Origin of the sequence: Frederiksenia canicola (assembly GCF_011455495.1) — a bacterium.
Classification (GTDB): Bacteria; Pseudomonadota; Gammaproteobacteria; order Enterobacterales; family Pasteurellaceae; genus Frederiksenia; species Frederiksenia canicola.
The window spans coordinates 1,751,331-1,768,215 of sequence record NZ_CP015029.1 but is presented as its reverse complement, the minus strand read 5'-3'; the positions used below and the strand labels follow the sequence as shown (position 1 = coordinate 1,768,215).

9 protein-coding genes and 2 tRNA genes are annotated in these 16,885 nt (G+C 42.6%); 6 read left to right on the top strand and 5 right to left on the bottom strand.

Annotated elements, in window-relative coordinates:
* Positions 1-13 precede the first annotated feature (13 nt).
* The 5 genes from glgX to efeO form a co-directional block, all read right to left on the bottom strand.
* Positions 14-1,990, bottom strand: coding sequence for a glycogen debranching protein GlgX (glgX, locus tag A4G17_RS08550; RefSeq protein ID WP_123956005.1), 1,977 nt, complete (start codon positions 1,988-1,990; stop codon positions 14-16).
* 174 nt (positions 1,991-2,164) lie between these two features.
* Entirely contained in the window at positions 2,165-4,471 is a 2,307-nt protein-coding gene (gene glgB, locus A4G17_RS08545; RefSeq protein ID WP_123956006.1) for a 1,4-alpha-glucan branching protein GlgB, read from the bottom strand.
* Positions 4,472-4,754: 283 nt separating this feature from the next.
* Entirely contained in the window at positions 4,755-6,467 is a 1,713-nt protein-coding gene (locus A4G17_RS08540; RefSeq protein ID WP_123956007.1) for an FTR1 family iron permease, read from the bottom strand.
* Complete coding sequence (efeB, locus tag A4G17_RS08535) at positions 6,424-7,620, bottom strand: iron uptake transporter deferrochelatase/peroxidase subunit (protein WP_123956008.1); 1,197 nt, start codon at positions 7,618-7,620, stop codon at positions 6,424-6,426. Before efeB ends, A4G17_RS08540 begins: the two co-directional genes overlap by 44 nt.
* Before the next feature lie 9 nt (positions 7,621-7,629).
* Entirely contained in the window at positions 7,630-8,442 is an 813-nt protein-coding gene (efeO, locus tag A4G17_RS08530) for an iron uptake system protein EfeO (protein ID WP_123956009.1), read from the bottom strand.
* A gap of 200 nt (positions 8,443-8,642) precedes the next feature.
* On the opposite strand from efeO, the gene A4G17_RS08525 reads away from it, so the two are divergent.
* From A4G17_RS08525 to tamB, 6 genes are all read left to right on the top strand, one after another.
* Positions 8,643-8,718 (top strand) — tRNA-Gly (locus A4G17_RS08525).
* A 12-nt stretch (positions 8,719-8,730) separates the two neighbouring features.
* Positions 8,731-8,804 (top strand) — tRNA-Cys (locus A4G17_RS08520).
* Between the two features lie 263 nt (positions 8,805-9,067).
* Positions 9,068-10,246 carry a murein hydrolase activator EnvC gene (gene envC, locus A4G17_RS08515; protein ID WP_123956010.1) on the top strand — a complete coding sequence of 393 codons (1,179 nt, stop codon included), beginning with the start codon at positions 9,068-9,070 and terminating at the stop codon, positions 10,244-10,246.
* Between the two features lies 1 nt (position 10,247).
* Positions 10,248-11,096 carry a divergent polysaccharide deacetylase family protein gene (locus tag A4G17_RS08510; RefSeq protein ID WP_123956011.1) on the top strand — a complete coding sequence of 283 codons (849 nt, stop codon included), beginning with the start codon at positions 10,248-10,250 and terminating at the stop codon, positions 11,094-11,096.
* Positions 11,097-11,148: 52 nt separating this feature from the next.
* Entirely contained in the window at positions 11,149-12,882 is a 1,734-nt protein-coding gene (gene tamA, locus A4G17_RS08505; RefSeq protein WP_123956012.1) for an autotransporter assembly complex protein TamA, read from the top strand.
* A 37-nt stretch (positions 12,883-12,919) separates the two neighbouring features.
* Positions 12,920-16,864: an autotransporter assembly complex protein TamB gene (gene tamB, locus A4G17_RS08500; RefSeq protein ID WP_123956013.1), complete on the top strand. Its 3,945-nt coding sequence runs from the start codon at positions 12,920-12,922 to the stop codon at positions 16,862-16,864.
* Positions 16,865-16,885: the final 21 nt, after the last annotated feature.

Below are 16,885 nucleotides of genomic sequence, written 5' to 3'. Positions count from 1 at the left end.
CCAAGTGAATAAATTATGAATTCCGTTGAAGGACGCATACTCCATAATTAAGAGTAACAGCAGGCGTCGTCAGCGTTGTGTTTTCTAAGCCCAGACGAGCGTGCCATTGCCCTTCAGGGAGTAAAAATTGTTGTTCAGAATGAGCACTATTAATTAAGATCAACCAGTGATCATTCAGTTGAATTTGCAGGCTTCTAATTTGTTCATTATGCCATTCTTGATTTGAAATAAGGTTACCATCGACTTTTCGCCATCTGACATCTTTTTCTGTCCACCAGCGATCTCGACCAAGCTGTGGAATTTGTTTCCGTAATGCAATGAGTTTGGCAGTATAGTCAATCAGTTTTTGATCTGCATTACGCCAGTCAATCCACGTTATTTCATTGTCTTGGCAATAGCCGTTGTTATTTCCTTGTTGGCTGTGACCTAACTCATCGCCCGCTAATAACATAGGCGTGCCCGCAGATAAAAATAATATCGCAAGTAAGGCTCGTCGAGCAGCATCACGTTTCTTAAGTATGCTCAGATCGTTCGTTGCACCTTCGACACCATGGTTATTACTAATATTATGAGCATGGCCATCGTAGTTATTTTCACCATTTGCGTGGTTATGTTTATCGTTATAGCTGACCAGATCCTGTAACGTGAACCCATCATGAGCGGTAATGAAATTGATGCTATTATGGGGTAAACGGTTGTAGGCAAACGTGGTATCGCTGCCCGCAAATTTGCAAACAAAGTCACTTAACTCACCGCTTGCCGTCAGGAAAAATTCTCTCATTTGGTCACGATAACGGTCATTCCATTCAGCAAATGGCTTTGGAAAACCGCCCATTTGATAACCACCGTATAAACCAATATCCCAAGGTTCAGCAATCATTTTTACATTGGCTAAGCTTGAATGGGCGGCAATAGCGGTGAAAAATGCGGCTTTTTGCTCAAAGCTCGGTGTTCGACCTAAAGTTGCGCCAAGATCGAAGCGGAAGCCATCAACTTGGCATTCTTCTACCCAGTAACTCAAGCAATCAATTACCCAACGCAGTACGTAGTTTTCACTATTCACATCCAGAGAATTACCGCAACCGCTCCAGTTGTGATAATCGCCTTGTTCATTGAGCCAGTAATATGCACTGTTATCAATACCTCGTTGCGAGAGCATCGGGCCATCTTTACCTGCTTCAGCGGTATGGTTAAACACCACATCTAAAATGACTTCAATGCCGTTTTGGTGCAAGGTTTTCACCATTTGCTTAAATTCATTGAGTGGGTTTTGCTTGTCCGCCGCTAGCACAGGATCAACGGCAAAATGCCCGAGTACATTGTAGCCCCAGTAGTTCACTAAACCGATTTTTTGCAGATGTGGTTCATCAATGTGATAACTCACTGGCAGCAACTCAACCGCCGTAATCCCCAATTTTTTCAAATGGTTAATGGACTCAGGATGTGCTAATCCTGCAAACGTACCTGCCATTTCAGGCGGCAACTTAGGGTTTAATTTGCTAAAGCCTTTAACTTGCATCTCATAAATGACGGTCTCATCCCAAGGCGTATGCGGTCGTTCAACGCCTTGCCAATCAAATGTGGTATCTACCACCACAGATTTTGGGGAGAGATGAGCATTATCCCGCTCATCATCCCAAAAGAACCACGCCCGTTTTTCATCGCTGCTTAAATCTGGTGTACCGATAATTTTCTTGGCATAAGGATCGATCAACAATTTTTGTGGATTGAACAGATCGCCTAATGCTTCATTCACTTCGCCATACACTCGATAGCCATATTCGGTGCCAGCGGTCAATCCGATAACAAATAAGTGCCAAACATCATCATTTTTGATCATCGGCAGGCGGGTTTCGCCTTGTTCGGTAAAAATGCAAAGCTCAACTTGGGTGGCTTTGCGAGAGAAAAGGGCAAAATTAACGCCTTGCTCTCCATTAAAATTTATCAATTGGCTGCCAAGTGGATAGGCTCTGCCAGTTAAATACTGCATAAAAAATAAAAATCCTGTGGTACTGCTAGGTTTCTTGGGATACCAAATTTAGTCCCCAAAACATTTGCAAAATTTTCTTAAAAAGTGACCGCTTGTAGGGCATTTTAGGGGGCTATGTACCCGCCCACAAAAATGGTGTAATTTGGGGGTGGACACATAGAACCGCCCTAACTCTTACTTTTTCTTTGTTTTAGGTTTTGTGGCTTTCTTTGCGACTGTTTTCGGTTTTGCCGCTACTTTTTCGACTTTCTCTGCTTTTTCCGCTTTTTTCACCACATTTTCTTTCACGATAAAGAGTGTAGAAAGTGGTGGTAAGGTTAGGCTGATCGAGTACGGTTTATTGTGTGATTCGATTTCTTCACAATGGATTACGCCGAAGTTGCCCTCATTGCTACCCATATAGTAAACGGAGTCGGAGTTGAGCACTTCTTTGTAGTCCGCTTGGTCGTGTACGCCGATGCGATAATTGTAGCGAACAACGGGGGTGAAATTGCTTACCACAATAATACTGCTGCCGTTTTTCGCTTTACGTTCAAAGGCGAAAACTGAATTTTCGTAGTCATCAACCACCAACCATTCAAAACCTTCAGGTGAATAGTCAAGTTCATAGAGTGCAGCAGTTTTTGTGTAGAGATGGTTGAGATCACGTACCCAGTTGAGCATACCTTTATGCCAACCGCCACCTTCTTCTTCGTTGAGCAAGAACCAATCAAGACTTTGTTCAAAATTCCATTCACGTCCTTGAGCAAATTCGTTACCCATAAACAATAATTTCTTACCAGGGTAGCCCCACATATAGCCGTAATACGCTCGTAAGTTCGCAAATTTTTGCCAGCAATCTCCTGGCATTTTGCCGAGCATTGAGCCTTTGCCGTGTACTACTTCATCGTGGGAAATCGGCAACATAAATTTTTCGCTATATTGATACATCATTCCGAAGGTCATCAAGCTATGATGATATTTTCGATGGATAGGATCGGTGCTCATATAACGCAAGGTATCGTTCATCCAGCCCATATTCCATTTATAATCAAAGCCTAAGCCGTTGTTATCGACAGCGTGAGTCACGCCCGCAAAGGACGTAGATTCTTCCGCAATCGTCGCTCCACGATGACCTTGCTCACCCAACATTTTGTTGGTGTTACGTAAAAAATCAATCGCTTCTAAATTTTCACGACCGCCGTATTTGTTCGGAATCCATTCGCCATCTTTACGCGAGTAGTCACGATAAATCATCGATGCCACCGCATCTACCCGCAACGCATCAATGCCGAAACGTTCAATCCAATATAACGCATTGCCGCATAAATAGTTTTGCACTTCGTTGCGACCGTAATTGAAAATCAGGGTATTCCAGTCTTGGTGGTAGCCTTCTTTGGGATCGGCGTGTTCGTAAAGATGTGTGCCGTCAAAATAGCCTAATCCGTGTTCATCTGTTGGGAAATGTCCTACCACCCAGTCTAAAATCACATTAATGCCCGCATCATGAGCTTTGCGAATTAATGAACGCAATCCATCTGGCGAGCCGAAACGGCTTGTTGGGGCGTAGATCCCCGTTGGTTGATAACCCCAAGAACCATCGAAAGGAAATTCAGAAACAGGTAATAATTCAATGTGGGTAAAGCCCATTTCTTTCACATAAGGAATAAGTTCATCGGCAATTTCATCGTAATTGAGCCAGTAATTATTCTCTAAATTACGTCGCCATGAACCAAGATGCACTTCATAAATCGAAATTGGCTGATCGGGATCGTTCGCTCGGCGGCGAGTTTCACTTGGCTCAACTATTGCAGGAAGGCCAGATGCCACTGAGGCGGTATCTGGACGGAATTGTGCAGAGAACGCATAAGGGTCCGATTTCAAACGAAGTTGCCCGTTTTTGTCTAAAATCTCAAATTTATAGAGCGTGTCTTTTTTCGCATTTGGAATGAAAATATCCCAAATGCCCGTTGCGTGATAACGCATTGGGTGGCGGCGACCATCCCAGAAGTTAAAATCACCAACGACAGAAACCCGTTGTGCATTTGGTGCCCATAAGCTGAAATGAATGCCACCAACCTCATTTTGCGTCACCAAATGTGCTCCTAACTTTTCATAAGGACGTAAGTGTGAACCTTCAGAGAGGTACCAATTATCAACATCCGTAAAGTGGCTTTGGAAACGGTAAGGATCCTCCACATCAATCGTGGTGTGGGCATATTCAACTAACAAGCGGTAGGATAAGTCGATTTTTTTACCAATCAGTTCGGCGACAAAGAGAGAACGTTCATCAATTTTGTCCATTAGGGCAATAGGCTTCGCATTTTGGTCGATAACGGTAACTCTAAGTGCTTCAGGCAAGTAAGCTCGAATTATTACACCTTTTGGCATTTTGTGAATGCCCAAATAAGCGAAAGGATCACGACATGTGCCGCTAGAAAGTTGTTCAATGAATTGTGTATCTTGTTCAGATAACGGAAGGGATTTTGGGGAATCTGTCATTTTTGCTCTCCTTGCGAGACCTTAATCCAAAAAAGAATGGATAAGAATGATAATAGGAAATGTAACAAAAATGAATTTACAAAACAAGAGCGAAATTTGAACTAGATCACAAATTGGGAAAAATTAAAAAACAATAAAAATCAGATAGTTATGTTTTTGTGATGATGTTTGTCAATATTTTGAAAAAGAAAGACTGCGAAAAGGTGAAATAAATGCGTAAGAAATGTAAATACGTAATGAAATCAAGGGATAAAATCTATCCCTTGATTGGATTACAAGCGGTCTATTTCATAAAATATTTTGCAACAATCGGAATTAACGCAAGATAGATAACTTGTGCGGTAATACCTTCCATTGAGGCGTAAAAACCGAACCATTCTACATTTGGCAAATCAAGCAAATGACGAGGTAACACTTGAGTGAGCTGCAAGGCGTGAATGCTGACTCCCAGAATTTTAAAACCGAGAGCGTAAATCAAGAGTGTCATCGCTTTGAATAACTGATGCATTGGCAGCCGCTTGCTTGAGAAAGTCATTACAGCGGCGATTATCGCCAACAACAGTAATGCCAGCCCTAAGCCGATCAGCAGATCTTCCGATGAAATCAATGGCAACATGCCAGCGTAAAACAAGATAGTTTCCGCTCCTTCACGAAACACTGACAGAAAACTCAAACTTAATATTGGAATGAGACTGCCTGTGAGCAAGGCTTGGCTGACCTGTTTATCAACAAAATTTTTCCAGCCAGAAATGGATGATTTACTGTGTAGCCATGCCCCGACAAACAGCATCATTGCTACTGCGACGATACCCACCGTTCCCTCTAAAATTTCGCGGTTTGTGCCGGCGGATATGGCAGGAAAAAGACGCTGCAAGGCGACTGCACCCATCACACTTGCCAACAAGCCAAGCCCTGCCCCTGTATAAACCCAACGTTTTGCTTTCGGTTGATTAGCAGCATTGAGCGTAGTGAGTAAGGCCATAATGATGAGCAACGCTTCTATGCCTTCTCGCAATAGCACCAACATCGCATCAACAATGCCGTAGCTGCCAGCGATGTCTAAGCGATTTAAGTCATTGATTAAAAACTGGAATTTTTGCAAGTTAGCCGGTTCATTGCCCTTGACCATGATCACCGGTAAATCGCTTTCCACACGGGTGTAAAGTGAGCCATCACGAGTACGCACTTCACCTTCAAAAATCGCCCATTGCTGAATGAATAGGGTAATGTCAGCTCTGGCTTGCTCTAGTTGATTATTTTCAAATGCGGCATAACTTTTCTCGAGCAATTTAATCCCGTCAGGCAAGGTGGTTGGTGCATTGGCGGCAGATTGTGGTTGTAGCACATTTCCGGCATTAAAATCCGCTAAAGATTGCCCTAAATCGGCCGCTTGTTTTTCCATTTCGGCAAAATTGGCAGGCTCAGAGAGCATCGCAATTCGCAGTAACGTCATTGCCGTTTCAATCTGTCCGTAATGGCCAAGACTGGTTTCCCGAACCACTTTTTCATTCGCTGTCCAAGTTCTATTAAACTGTTTGAAAGCCGTTTGGACATCGTCTAAATTATGGGTTTGCACCGCTTTGAGTAACTGTTGATAAACTGGCGATACTCGCTTGGCGAATTTTTGGCGTTGCTGGGCGTAATCGACGGGGTTTTGTTCTTTCTCAAAGGCGTACAATGCTTTAGAAAGTTGTTCGAAGTTTTCCAAGGTCGGCGAACTTTTTGCAAAATTCAAGGCGGAACTGACCGCTTGTCCTGCTTTGGAATGGTGGCTTGGAATAGCTTCAAACTCCTGCTGTAAAGCCGTCAAAAACGGTTCAGATTTTGCTATTTCATTTTGTTTTACTGCTGCCATTGCATCGGATAAGTGCACAAAAAGCGAGCTGATTTCGACTTTCGCATAAGCACAAACGCTCAGCGTGATGCTGAGCGTAAATAGTGCGATGATGCGATTAAATTTGGTCAAATAAGGCTTTGCCCAAGTAATCATGTTCATCTTTTACCCCTGCAAAACAAGCAAATAAGCCACTTCCGATATGGGTGATGTATTCGTTCATTTTGTCGATATTGCCCAAGCTGTTTTGGATTTTGATAAATTGTTCAGGATCTTTCTGGAAGGAGATAAACAGTAGCCCAGCATCAAATTGCCCTGTTCTTGCATCAACCCCGCTGGCGTAAGAAAATGAGCGACGAAGAATGGACAAGCCCGTTTTTTTCGCTAAGTGCAAATGCGAAATTTCAGGGATTACTGCATTGCCTTTTTCATCCGTTTTGCTTAAATCAACCTCATCAAATTCATGCTTCATTCCGATTGGGGCACCGCTATCCCGATGGCGACCAAAGGTTTCTTCTTGTCCGTTGAGATTGGTGCGATCCCATGTTTCTAGGTGCATTTGAATGCGGCGGGCGACTAAAAATGTACCGTCTTTCAGCCAGTCATTGCCATCGTACCAAACGGTTTTGTCCAGATCTTTACCTTGCGGATTGCCAGTGCCATCTTTGAAACCAAATAGATTGCGGGGCGTATCAGAACCTTCAAATGAGTTAAAACCAGACTGGCTCCAACGCATTGTGATGTTTGAGCGGGCAATGCGTACTAAATTTCGCACGGCGTGGAAAGCGACTTGCGGATCGTCTGCACAGGCTTGAATACAAATATCGCCGTGGCGGTATTCTTCTCGCAGTTGATCCCGTGGGAAGTGTGGGAGATTTTTCAATAATTCAGGTTTGAGTTTAGCAATGCCAAGCTTCTCGAAAAAAGAAGGACTCACGCCGAAGGTCAAGGTTAAATTATGTGGATTTAGCCCGTCCGCTTCGCCTGTATCGTCAGGTGGCACATAAGGATTTGGGCCGTAAGGTTTGACATTTTTGCCCGCGGTGAGATTAGCACTGTATGCCGTCCAGGTTTGGAACATCTCTTTGATTTTAGCCAAATCGGTTGTGTGCAAATCAAGCACCATAAAATAGATCTGTTTCTGGGCAGGTGTGGCAATACCTTGTTGATGTTTGCCGTAGAAAGAATGGGTTTGTAAAGATTGCGTGGCTGCTCGGGGTTCTAACGCATAACTGGTGCCAGCCATTAAGCCAGCACCGAGTAAGGTTGCGTTTTTTAGGAAATCTCGGCGAGCAGATTGATATTGATCGCTCATAAGTTCTCCTTATTTTTCGAGTAATATACCCATTTGTGCGAGTGGTTCACCGAGTTTGTTTACCGCTTCGGCAAGGGATTTGATCTCCGCAGCAGAAAGTTTGTCGTAACCTACGTAGTCAAAACTGCCTTTTGCTTGGTTGTGTTTGTCGAGTAACATATTTACTTCTGCAAAACGAGCGGCGATTTCTTTTGAAAGTTTGGCATCTTTTTGAGAGAGTTTAGGTTCGAATAATTCAAAGATTTTTTCCGCACCTTGAATATTCGCTTTGAAATCGTATAGGTCAGTTTTGGAGAAAATTTCTTCTTCGCCAGTCACTTTCGTGGTAGACACTTCGTTTAACAAATCTACCGCACCCGTAATCATTAATTCAGGTGTAACCTCTGCAGTTGGGATTTTCGCACGCAGTTCTTTCACATCTTTAAGCAGTTGATCTGCGGTTTCTTCTGTCCCTTTAGTGCTGTTAGTTTCCCACAAGACTTTTTCAATTTTATGGAAGCCAGACCAATCTTTTTCCGTTTTACCTTCTTCGGCTAAATCGGCAAGACGAGCATCAATACGCGGGTCTAAATCGCCAAAACTTTCTGCAATCGGCTCAGAGCGTTCAAAATACATACGAGCAAGCGGGTAGAGTTGCTTCGCTTTTTGCACATCGCCTGCTTTTAAATAGCCGACAAATTTTTCGGTATCCGTTACTAATTGATCTATTTGCTCAACAACAAAAGCCTTATATGCTGCAGTTTCTTTGGAAAGATCAGTAGCATGGGCAGAGGTTGCTAAAAATAGGCTTGAAATGATCATTGCAAGAGATTTTAGACGCATAGAGAACTCCTTAATGTTGATCTAAATAAGACTAATTCTTATTAAATTATCCGCTTTTCTACAATTTTTTCAATGAGATTTTGTAAAAAATCAGCATAACGCATTTTTTTTCGGCATTTAAAAAAATATTACCAAGAAACGTTTGACAGCCTAGCGAAAATTCGTAAAATGCAAAGCGTTTTAAACAACACTTCTCAAATGCGGGAATAGCTCAGTTGGTAGAGCACGACCTTGCCAAGGTCGGGGTCGCGAGTTCGAGCCTCGTTTCCCGCTCCATTTTTTCTTATCGGCGTGTTAGCAAAGCGGTTATGCACTGGATTGCAAATCCATGTAGCTCGGTTCGACTCCGGGACACGCCTCCATATTTCTCTTCCGTTTCAATTTTTCGTAACCTAGTTTTTTTAAAATCAATTTTCTTGTTTGTTTTTTACGCTTTTCCAGCTCAAACTAAACTCATCAAAAAGCTAAACGTAGCAAATATCAGATCTTTATCCAATATCTAAGCGGATTAACAAATTTTTCACATTCTTCGTGTTGAACTTATATAAAATTATAGCTATTTACCGTGCAACTTATTAGAATGATACATTTTATCGTCATAATTTGAGTAGGGTATATGGTGGCAATGAGGAAAATTTCTGTTTTTCTTTTCGTGGTTCTACTGGTTGGAGTACGAAATGTTCAGGCAAATAATTTGTCACAAATCCAACAAAGTATTACCCAACAACAAGCCAAAATTGAAGAGCAGAAGAAAAAACGAGCGGGTCTTCAATCGACTCTTAAAGACCAAGAAATCCAAATTGGGCAAGTGAATAATTCGTTAAAGAAGATAGAACTTTCCCTGTCAGAAATTCGTCAATCTATTAAAAAAACGGAACAAGAGATCAAGCGGTTAGAAAAGCAAGAAAATTTGCAAAAAGAGAAGCTCAAAGAGCAGCTTGATTCGGCTTATCGTTCTGGTATTCATCCTTCTGTATTAGAACGTTTGCTCTCTGAAGAAGCTAAAAATGCTGACAGAATGGGGGCTTATTATGAGCACATCAATCAAGTGCGTATTGATGTGATTCATGATTTACGTCGCACTCAAGAAGAGTTGAAAGCTCGTCGTGATGAATTGAAGAGTCAGCAATCGGGGCAGCAAACGCAGCTTTCTGAGCAGAAAAAGCAAGAAAGAGAGTTGAATAAAGTTAAAAATGAGCGTGAAAAAACGTTGAAATCGATTGATAAAACATTAGAGGCCGATCAAAGTCGTTTAGACGAACTGAAAAAAAACGAAGCCGCATTGCGTAAGCAAATTGAACAAGCGGTTAAAAAATCGGAACAGCAAGAGCAGAAAGAAATTGCACAGTTGGAAAAACGGAAAAATACTGAAGAAAAACGTCATGCAACAGAGCAAGAAAAGCAACAAGTTAGAGCAGGCACAGGACTTTCAGGAAAATATCCGATGCCTGTAAATGGGCGTATTTTAAACCGTTTTGGCTCTACTCAAATGGGCGAACTAAAATGGGATGCGGTGGTCATTGAAGCTGGGGCGGGCACGCCAGTGAAGGCGATTGCCTCAGGAAAAGTGGTGATTGCCAATTGGTTAGATGGTTATGGGCAAATGGTGTTAATCGATCATGGTAAAGGATTTGTATCGTTATATGGCTATAACCAATCAGTCTCTGTTCGAGTCGGTAATCGAGTACAGGCAGGGCAAACCATTGCGTATGTTGGCAACTCAGGTGGTCAGAAACGTTCAGCACTTTACTTTGGTATTCGTCAAAATGGTAAAGCGGTCAATCCGTTGAAATGGGTGAACTAGCATGATAAAGGGATTTTACAAGCGGTCAGTTCTGTTGATTTTTTTGCAAATTTTTACTTTGATCTCACCGCTTGCAATGGCAGCAAAGCTCGCCATTGTGATTGATGACATTGGTTATCGCAATAAGGAAGACAGTGCTATTTATGCCTTACCGCAAGAAGTTGCGGTTGCGATTATTCCTTCCGCACCTTTTGCCACGACAAGGGCAAATCAGGCGTTTGCACAAAAGAGAGACATTTTAATTCATCTGCCTATGCAGCCACAAAATCACCTGCAGCCGATTGAGGCGGGGGCATTAACGATTGATATGGATGGCGAAAAAGTCAGCCGACTCATTCAAGTAGCTCGCAATAAAGTACCTTATGCTATTGGTTTGAATAATCATATGGGCAGTCGGGCAACGACAGATAAACTCTTGATGCAGCATTTAATGCAATCACTATCACAGCAACAATTGTTCTTTTTAGACAGCAAAACTGCGGGAAATAGTGTCGCGGCAAAAACAGCGAGAGAATTTGGCATCAACACATTAGAACGGCATATTTTTTTAGATGACAGTGATGAATTTGCGGATGTGCAGAAGCAATTCAATGCAGCAATTGCTTATGCACGTAAACACGGCACTTCTGTAATGATTGGCCATCCACGCGCTAATAGTATTGCTGTATTAGAAAAAGGGTTGAACAATTTACCAGCTGATATTCAGCTTGTGAGTGTAAGTTCCCTTTGGCGTGGAGAAGAGGTGCAACCAGCCAAACCGTTTATTATACTTTTTGATACAGAACCAGCTTTGACTTCTCAGCCACCTTTTGACAGTGTGCCGTTATTGAGAGGAGTACCTAAAGAATAACAAAAAAATATAGGTATAAAAGGTAGCAAATATTTTTAAGAGAACTATTCAAATGAAAACCAAACTAGCCTATTTGGCTTTATTTGTTGTCGCGTCGGCATCTGCTGAACAGACAGTCTTGTTAAAAGTGAAAGGGATCGATGACAAAGATCTCTATACCAATGTGCGAATTTATCTTTCCCAAGTCAGTAATGATGAAGCGGATGGTTCAGAACGTTATCAATATCGTGTTCAGGAAACGATTGATAAAGCACTGAGAGCCAAGGGTTATTATAATTCTAAATACCAATTTAGTTTAACACCTCGCCCCCGTCCGCAAAAAGATCTGCTGAACTTACAAGTAACATTAGATAAACCAACAAAATTGGATGAACGAGATATTCAAATTTCAGGTCAGGCAGCACAAGATCCCGATTTTGCGAAGTTAATTGAAAAAGAAGTACCGAAATCCGGTACGATTTTGAATCATGAAACGTATGAGAATTTTAAAAGCAGTGTGGATAAATTGGCTCAGGCTAAAGGATATTTAGATGGCGTTTGGATAGCTCATCGTTTAGAAGTGTACCCTAAGGAACACACCGCAGACTGGCGGTTGGCTTATAACAGTGGAGAACGTTATCGTTATGATCAAATTGCGTTTGAGAATAGTCAGATTCGAGAGGATTATTTACGCAATATTTTACGCATCAAATCGGGTGATTATTACCACCTGAACGACTTATCCAAACTGTCGAGTGATTTTACTTCAAGTAATTGGTTTGCATCGGTGCTTGTCGAGCCAGAAGTTAAAGAAGCGGATAAAACCGTGGATTTAAAAGTGTTATTACAGCCGAAAAAGAAAAATGATGTAGAAATCGGGATTGGTTTTGCTACCGATGTTGGTCCACGTTTGCAGTTGAACTGGAAAAAACCATGGTTGAATGATCGTGGGCATAGCATTGAAAGTAATACTTATATTTCTCAGCCCGAACAGAATGTTGAATTTGGTTACAACATTCCCTTGAAATCTCACCCGATTCATTATTTTTATCAAATTTCTGCAGGTGTAGAGCGAGAAGATAATAACGACACCAAAATTACGGCTGCTCAATTAGCACTGCAACGATTTTGGAATCATGAAACAGGTTGGGCGTTTTCTTTAGGCGTGAAAACCCGTTATGACTCATTTCAACAAGGCAGCGATCCCCGCTTAAAAACGTTGTTAATTTATCCAACAGCCTCGCTTAATCGTAAACGAAGTGATGGTAATCGTTTTCCATTATGGGGCGATTCCCAAAAGCTCACCTTGAATTGGGGAAGTAAGGTTTGGGCATCAGATGTGGACTTCTACAGTGTAAAAGCATCAAGTGCGTGGGTGAGAACGTTTGCAGATAACCACCGCTTCTATTTGCGTGCTGAGGTTGGTTATTTAAAAACCAATCAGTTTGGACGAATTACCCCTGCACTCCGCTATTTTGCGGGGGGGGATATGAGTGTACGTGGATTTGGTTATAAAGATATTTCACCCAGAGACAAAAATGGCAAATTAACGGGGGGATCTCATTTATTAACGGGAACGGCAGAGTATCAATATCAAGTTTATCCAAACTGGTGGGCTGCCACTTTTTATGACACGGGATATGCAGCGAAACGCTTTAGTAATCAAGAATTACATTCAGGTGCGGGCATTGGCGTACGTTGGGCTTCGCCGATTGGGGCGATCAAAGTCGATCTCGCCACACCACTGCGCTCGCCAGAAGCGAAAAAAGGCATACAGTTTTATATCGGCTTAGGTGCAGAATTATAAGTCGAACAAGCGGTCAGATTTTGGGAATATTTTGCAAATGGAACATCAAAAAACAGCGAGACAAATAACCGAAACACAAAGTACAGAGACTCAAAGTACAGAAACTTCTCGCCCGCCGAAGAGGCGTCGTTGGCTGCGTTGGGGCTTGGCATTATTGCTGTTGGTGATAGTTATGCCAATCGCCTTTCTCAGCACGGGCAAAGGTCAGCAGTTAGCATTGCAATGGGTTGCCAAAGCGGTTGATGGCTTGAGTTTCGGTAACGTGGAAGGTAGTCTGCAAGACGGCTTAACGCTGTCAGATACAGCATTTAAAATGAATGGCGTGGATGTTCAAGTCGGTCAAGCCGATTTACATCTCGATTTCGGTTGCTTGCTGCAACGCAAAGCCTGTGTCGAAAATGTAGCGGTGAAAAATGCTCATATTCAGATTGATACGAGTAAATTACCGCCTTCTGCACCGAAACAAGAAAAAAAGACGGGCGAGTTTAGCTTGCCGTTGCCGGTTGAATTGAAACAGCTTGCTCTCGACAATGTACAGGTGGATGTCGATGAAATGGCGATCCAACTCGATCATTTCCATTCAGGCTTGGCAGGCGAAGGTAAAAATCTTCATCTTTCACAGACGGAATTGCGTGGCTTGACCTTACGTTTACCCCCGAAAAATGCCGAACAAGCGGTCAGTTCCGAACAAAAAGTTGCAAATCCACCCATCGATTGGATGGCATTAAAACAGCAGCTTTCTCAGCCTCGATTAACCAAATTAAACCCGATCAAATTGCCGTTAAATTTAACGGTGCACGATTTTCACGCTCAAAATATCCATCTCGAACAGCAAACTCGCAATGAGAAAGGTGAAAAAGGCGATCCAAAATCGTTGGTGAACGTCTCCTCTCTGGTCTTAGAGGGAAAATCGGATGAGCAATCCATTGAACTCAGAACGCTGAATATTCAAACGGATAAAGGTAATGTTGCAGGGAAAGGCGTACTGACATTAGATGGTAACTACCCGCTTGCATGGCAACTCAACGCCGATACGCCAGATCTGCCGGACGTTAAACTGCCCGCTAGCCAAATCGCTCTCAATTTATCAGGCGAGCTATTTGGTACAACAGCATTGGCAGTCAAAACACAAGGGGCGGTAAACGCGGATATTCAAGGAACCGTACAGCTTGCGGAACCGAAAACCCCACTGAATTTGACCGTGAAAAGTGATGAAGTGCGTTATCCGTTCATCGCAGAAAAAGGCGTTGAACCGCTGAAACTGAAAAAACTTGATTTTGCTTTAGCGGGCGATCTGCTTAATTATCAACTCAACGGCAGCGTAGCGATGAGTGGTATGGGCTTGCCTGCCGGGGATATAGCCGTAAAAGGTAAGGGTGAATTAACCCAGTTTGAATTAGAGCGGCTTGCTATTAACGCTTTACAAGGCAAGGCGAATTTAATGGGCAACGTGGATTGGTCACATGGTGTGGGGTGGAATGCCAAAGCGAACCTTGACGGCATCAATACCAAATCACTCACGCCAGATTGGGCGGCACTGCTTTCAGGGGATTTACAATCCACAGGTTTTGCGGGTAGAGGCGAGCAGGCAGAACAGTGGGCGGTTGCCGTTTCCGAAATGAACTTGTTCGGGACTATCGCCAACAAAAAATTACAGCTCCAAGGCGAGCTAACGGCGGATAACCAAACGTTGCTAAAAGTGCCACAAGCAACTTTAATTTATGGCGAAAACAATATTATCTTAAAAGGTGTGTTGGGAGAGCAGTCAGATTTTGCCGCAGACATCAATGCTCCGAATTTACAAGGTTTAGTGCCGAATTTAAAAGCCAGTTTGAAAGGAAAGGTACGCTTGCAAGGCAAAGTTACTGAGCCTTCGCTAGACTTAGATCTAACTGGCAATAACATTAGCTATGCTGAAACGCAATTACAGCAAGTTATCGCCAAAGGCACAATCACTGCCGAAAAAATGGTTCAAGGCGATTTAAATATTGCGATTAAACAGTTCCGTCAAGGTGAGATCAACATCGAACAAGCGAATTTAACGGCATCAGGTAGCGAAGCTAATCACAGTTTGAAACTGACTTCCAAGGGGGATCCCGTTGGAGGCAATTTGCAAGTTTCTGGAAAATTTGACCGCTTGCAACAGCGTTGGCAAGGGGAATTAAGCAATGTTGCAATAAGCTCGCCTATCGGTGAATGGAAAAATGATAAAGTGGTGCAAATTACCTATGATAATAAGCCGATCAATGCCAATATTTCGGCACACTGCTGGCGTAATCCAAAGCTCAATGTATGCTTTCCACAAGCTTTTTCCGCTGGAAAAGAAGGCAAAGTCCCATTTGAAATCAAGTCATTTGATTTAGCGGCTATCCAAGAATTTTTACCGAAAGAGAGCCAATTATCTGGCAATTTATCTGCTAAAGGTGATGCGGCGTGGTTTACAAACAAAAGCCCAGTGGTGAATGTGGAAGTCAATTCCAATGGCATCAAATTGGTGCAAAAAATCAATTATCGCACACTGCCAATTAGCTTGAAACCATTCAGTATCAAAGCGAATTTGGCTGAGAACAATTTAAAACTTAACACGGATATTCGCCTTGAAAATAACGGACGATTAGTGAGTGACTTATTGATGAAAGACGTGGCTAAAGCACGTGCCTTATCGGGTACTCTTAATCTTGAGCGAGTCAATCTAAGTGTGATTAAACCGTTGCTCAGTAGCGGTGAAAGTGTTGATGGCGAACTCAATGCCCGTTTAACTTTCGGGGGGAACGCATTATCGCCACAGCTTTTTGGTAATTTGAATCTAACAGGGTTAAAAGCTAAAGCCTATATGATGCCATTTGATGTAACAGGCGGCAATCTTGCACTGAATTTTAATGGCACGAGTTCAACACTAAAAGGCAATGTTCAAACCAAAGAGAGTAATTTGATGCTGGAAGGTGATGCCAACTGGCAAAAATTGGAAGCATGGCACACTCGAATCAGTGCTCAAGCAAACCGTTTTCGTATTGATATTCCCGGAATAGCCAAAGTCGATGTCAGTCCAAATATTGAAGTAAAGGCAACGCCAAAAGAGTTACTGTTGTCTGGAAATGTAGATATTCCATGGGCAAGAATTTCAGTAGAAGAATTACCTGAAAGTGCGGTAAGCATCAGCGGTGATGAAGTGATCATGGACGGTTCAGCCAAACACAAGCAGAAAATCCCATTGCCAACGACGTTACCAAGTCAAAACAGCAAAGGAATGGCGATTAAAGCGGATATTTTAGTCAATATCGGAAACGATCGTATGGAGCGAGTGAGTTTGGACGCTTATGGGCTGAAAACGGATATTTACGGCACACTGAAAGTGCGACAGGGAGATAAAGGGCTTGGTTTATATGGGCAAGTTAATTTGAAAAACGGAACCTTTGCTTCTTTTGGACAAGACTTAGTGATTCGAAAAGGGCTCATATCGTTTTCTGGGCTACCATCACAACCGACTTTAGATATTGAAGCGATTCGTAATCCAGAAGCGATGGAAGACCCAAGCATTGTCGCAGGGGTAAAAGTGACGGGCATTGCAGATTCGCCAGATGTAAAAGTGTTTTCAACGCCTGCAATGGCACAAGACCAAGCCCTTTCTTACGTCTTAACGGGAAGAAGTTTAGAATCGAGTGGTGATGGCAGCTCAAGTAACTCCATTGCGGCAGCTTTAATTGGTTTGAGTTTATCAAAAAGCAGTAAATTAGTTGGTGGTGTAGGAAGTGCTTTTGGTATTACCGATCTGAATGTAACAACCGCAGGGATCGGCGATAATACCAAAGTAGAAGTCAGTGGCAGTCTCACCCCTAAATTTAAAGTGAAATATGCGGTGGGAATTTTCGCCCCTTTAACCGAACTTACCTTACGCTATCGTCTCGCCCCAAGTTTGTATTTACAATGGATGTCGAGCGTCAATCAAGCGGTTGATTTATTCTACCGATTTGAATTTGATTAACGAAATATCTCTTCTTCACTT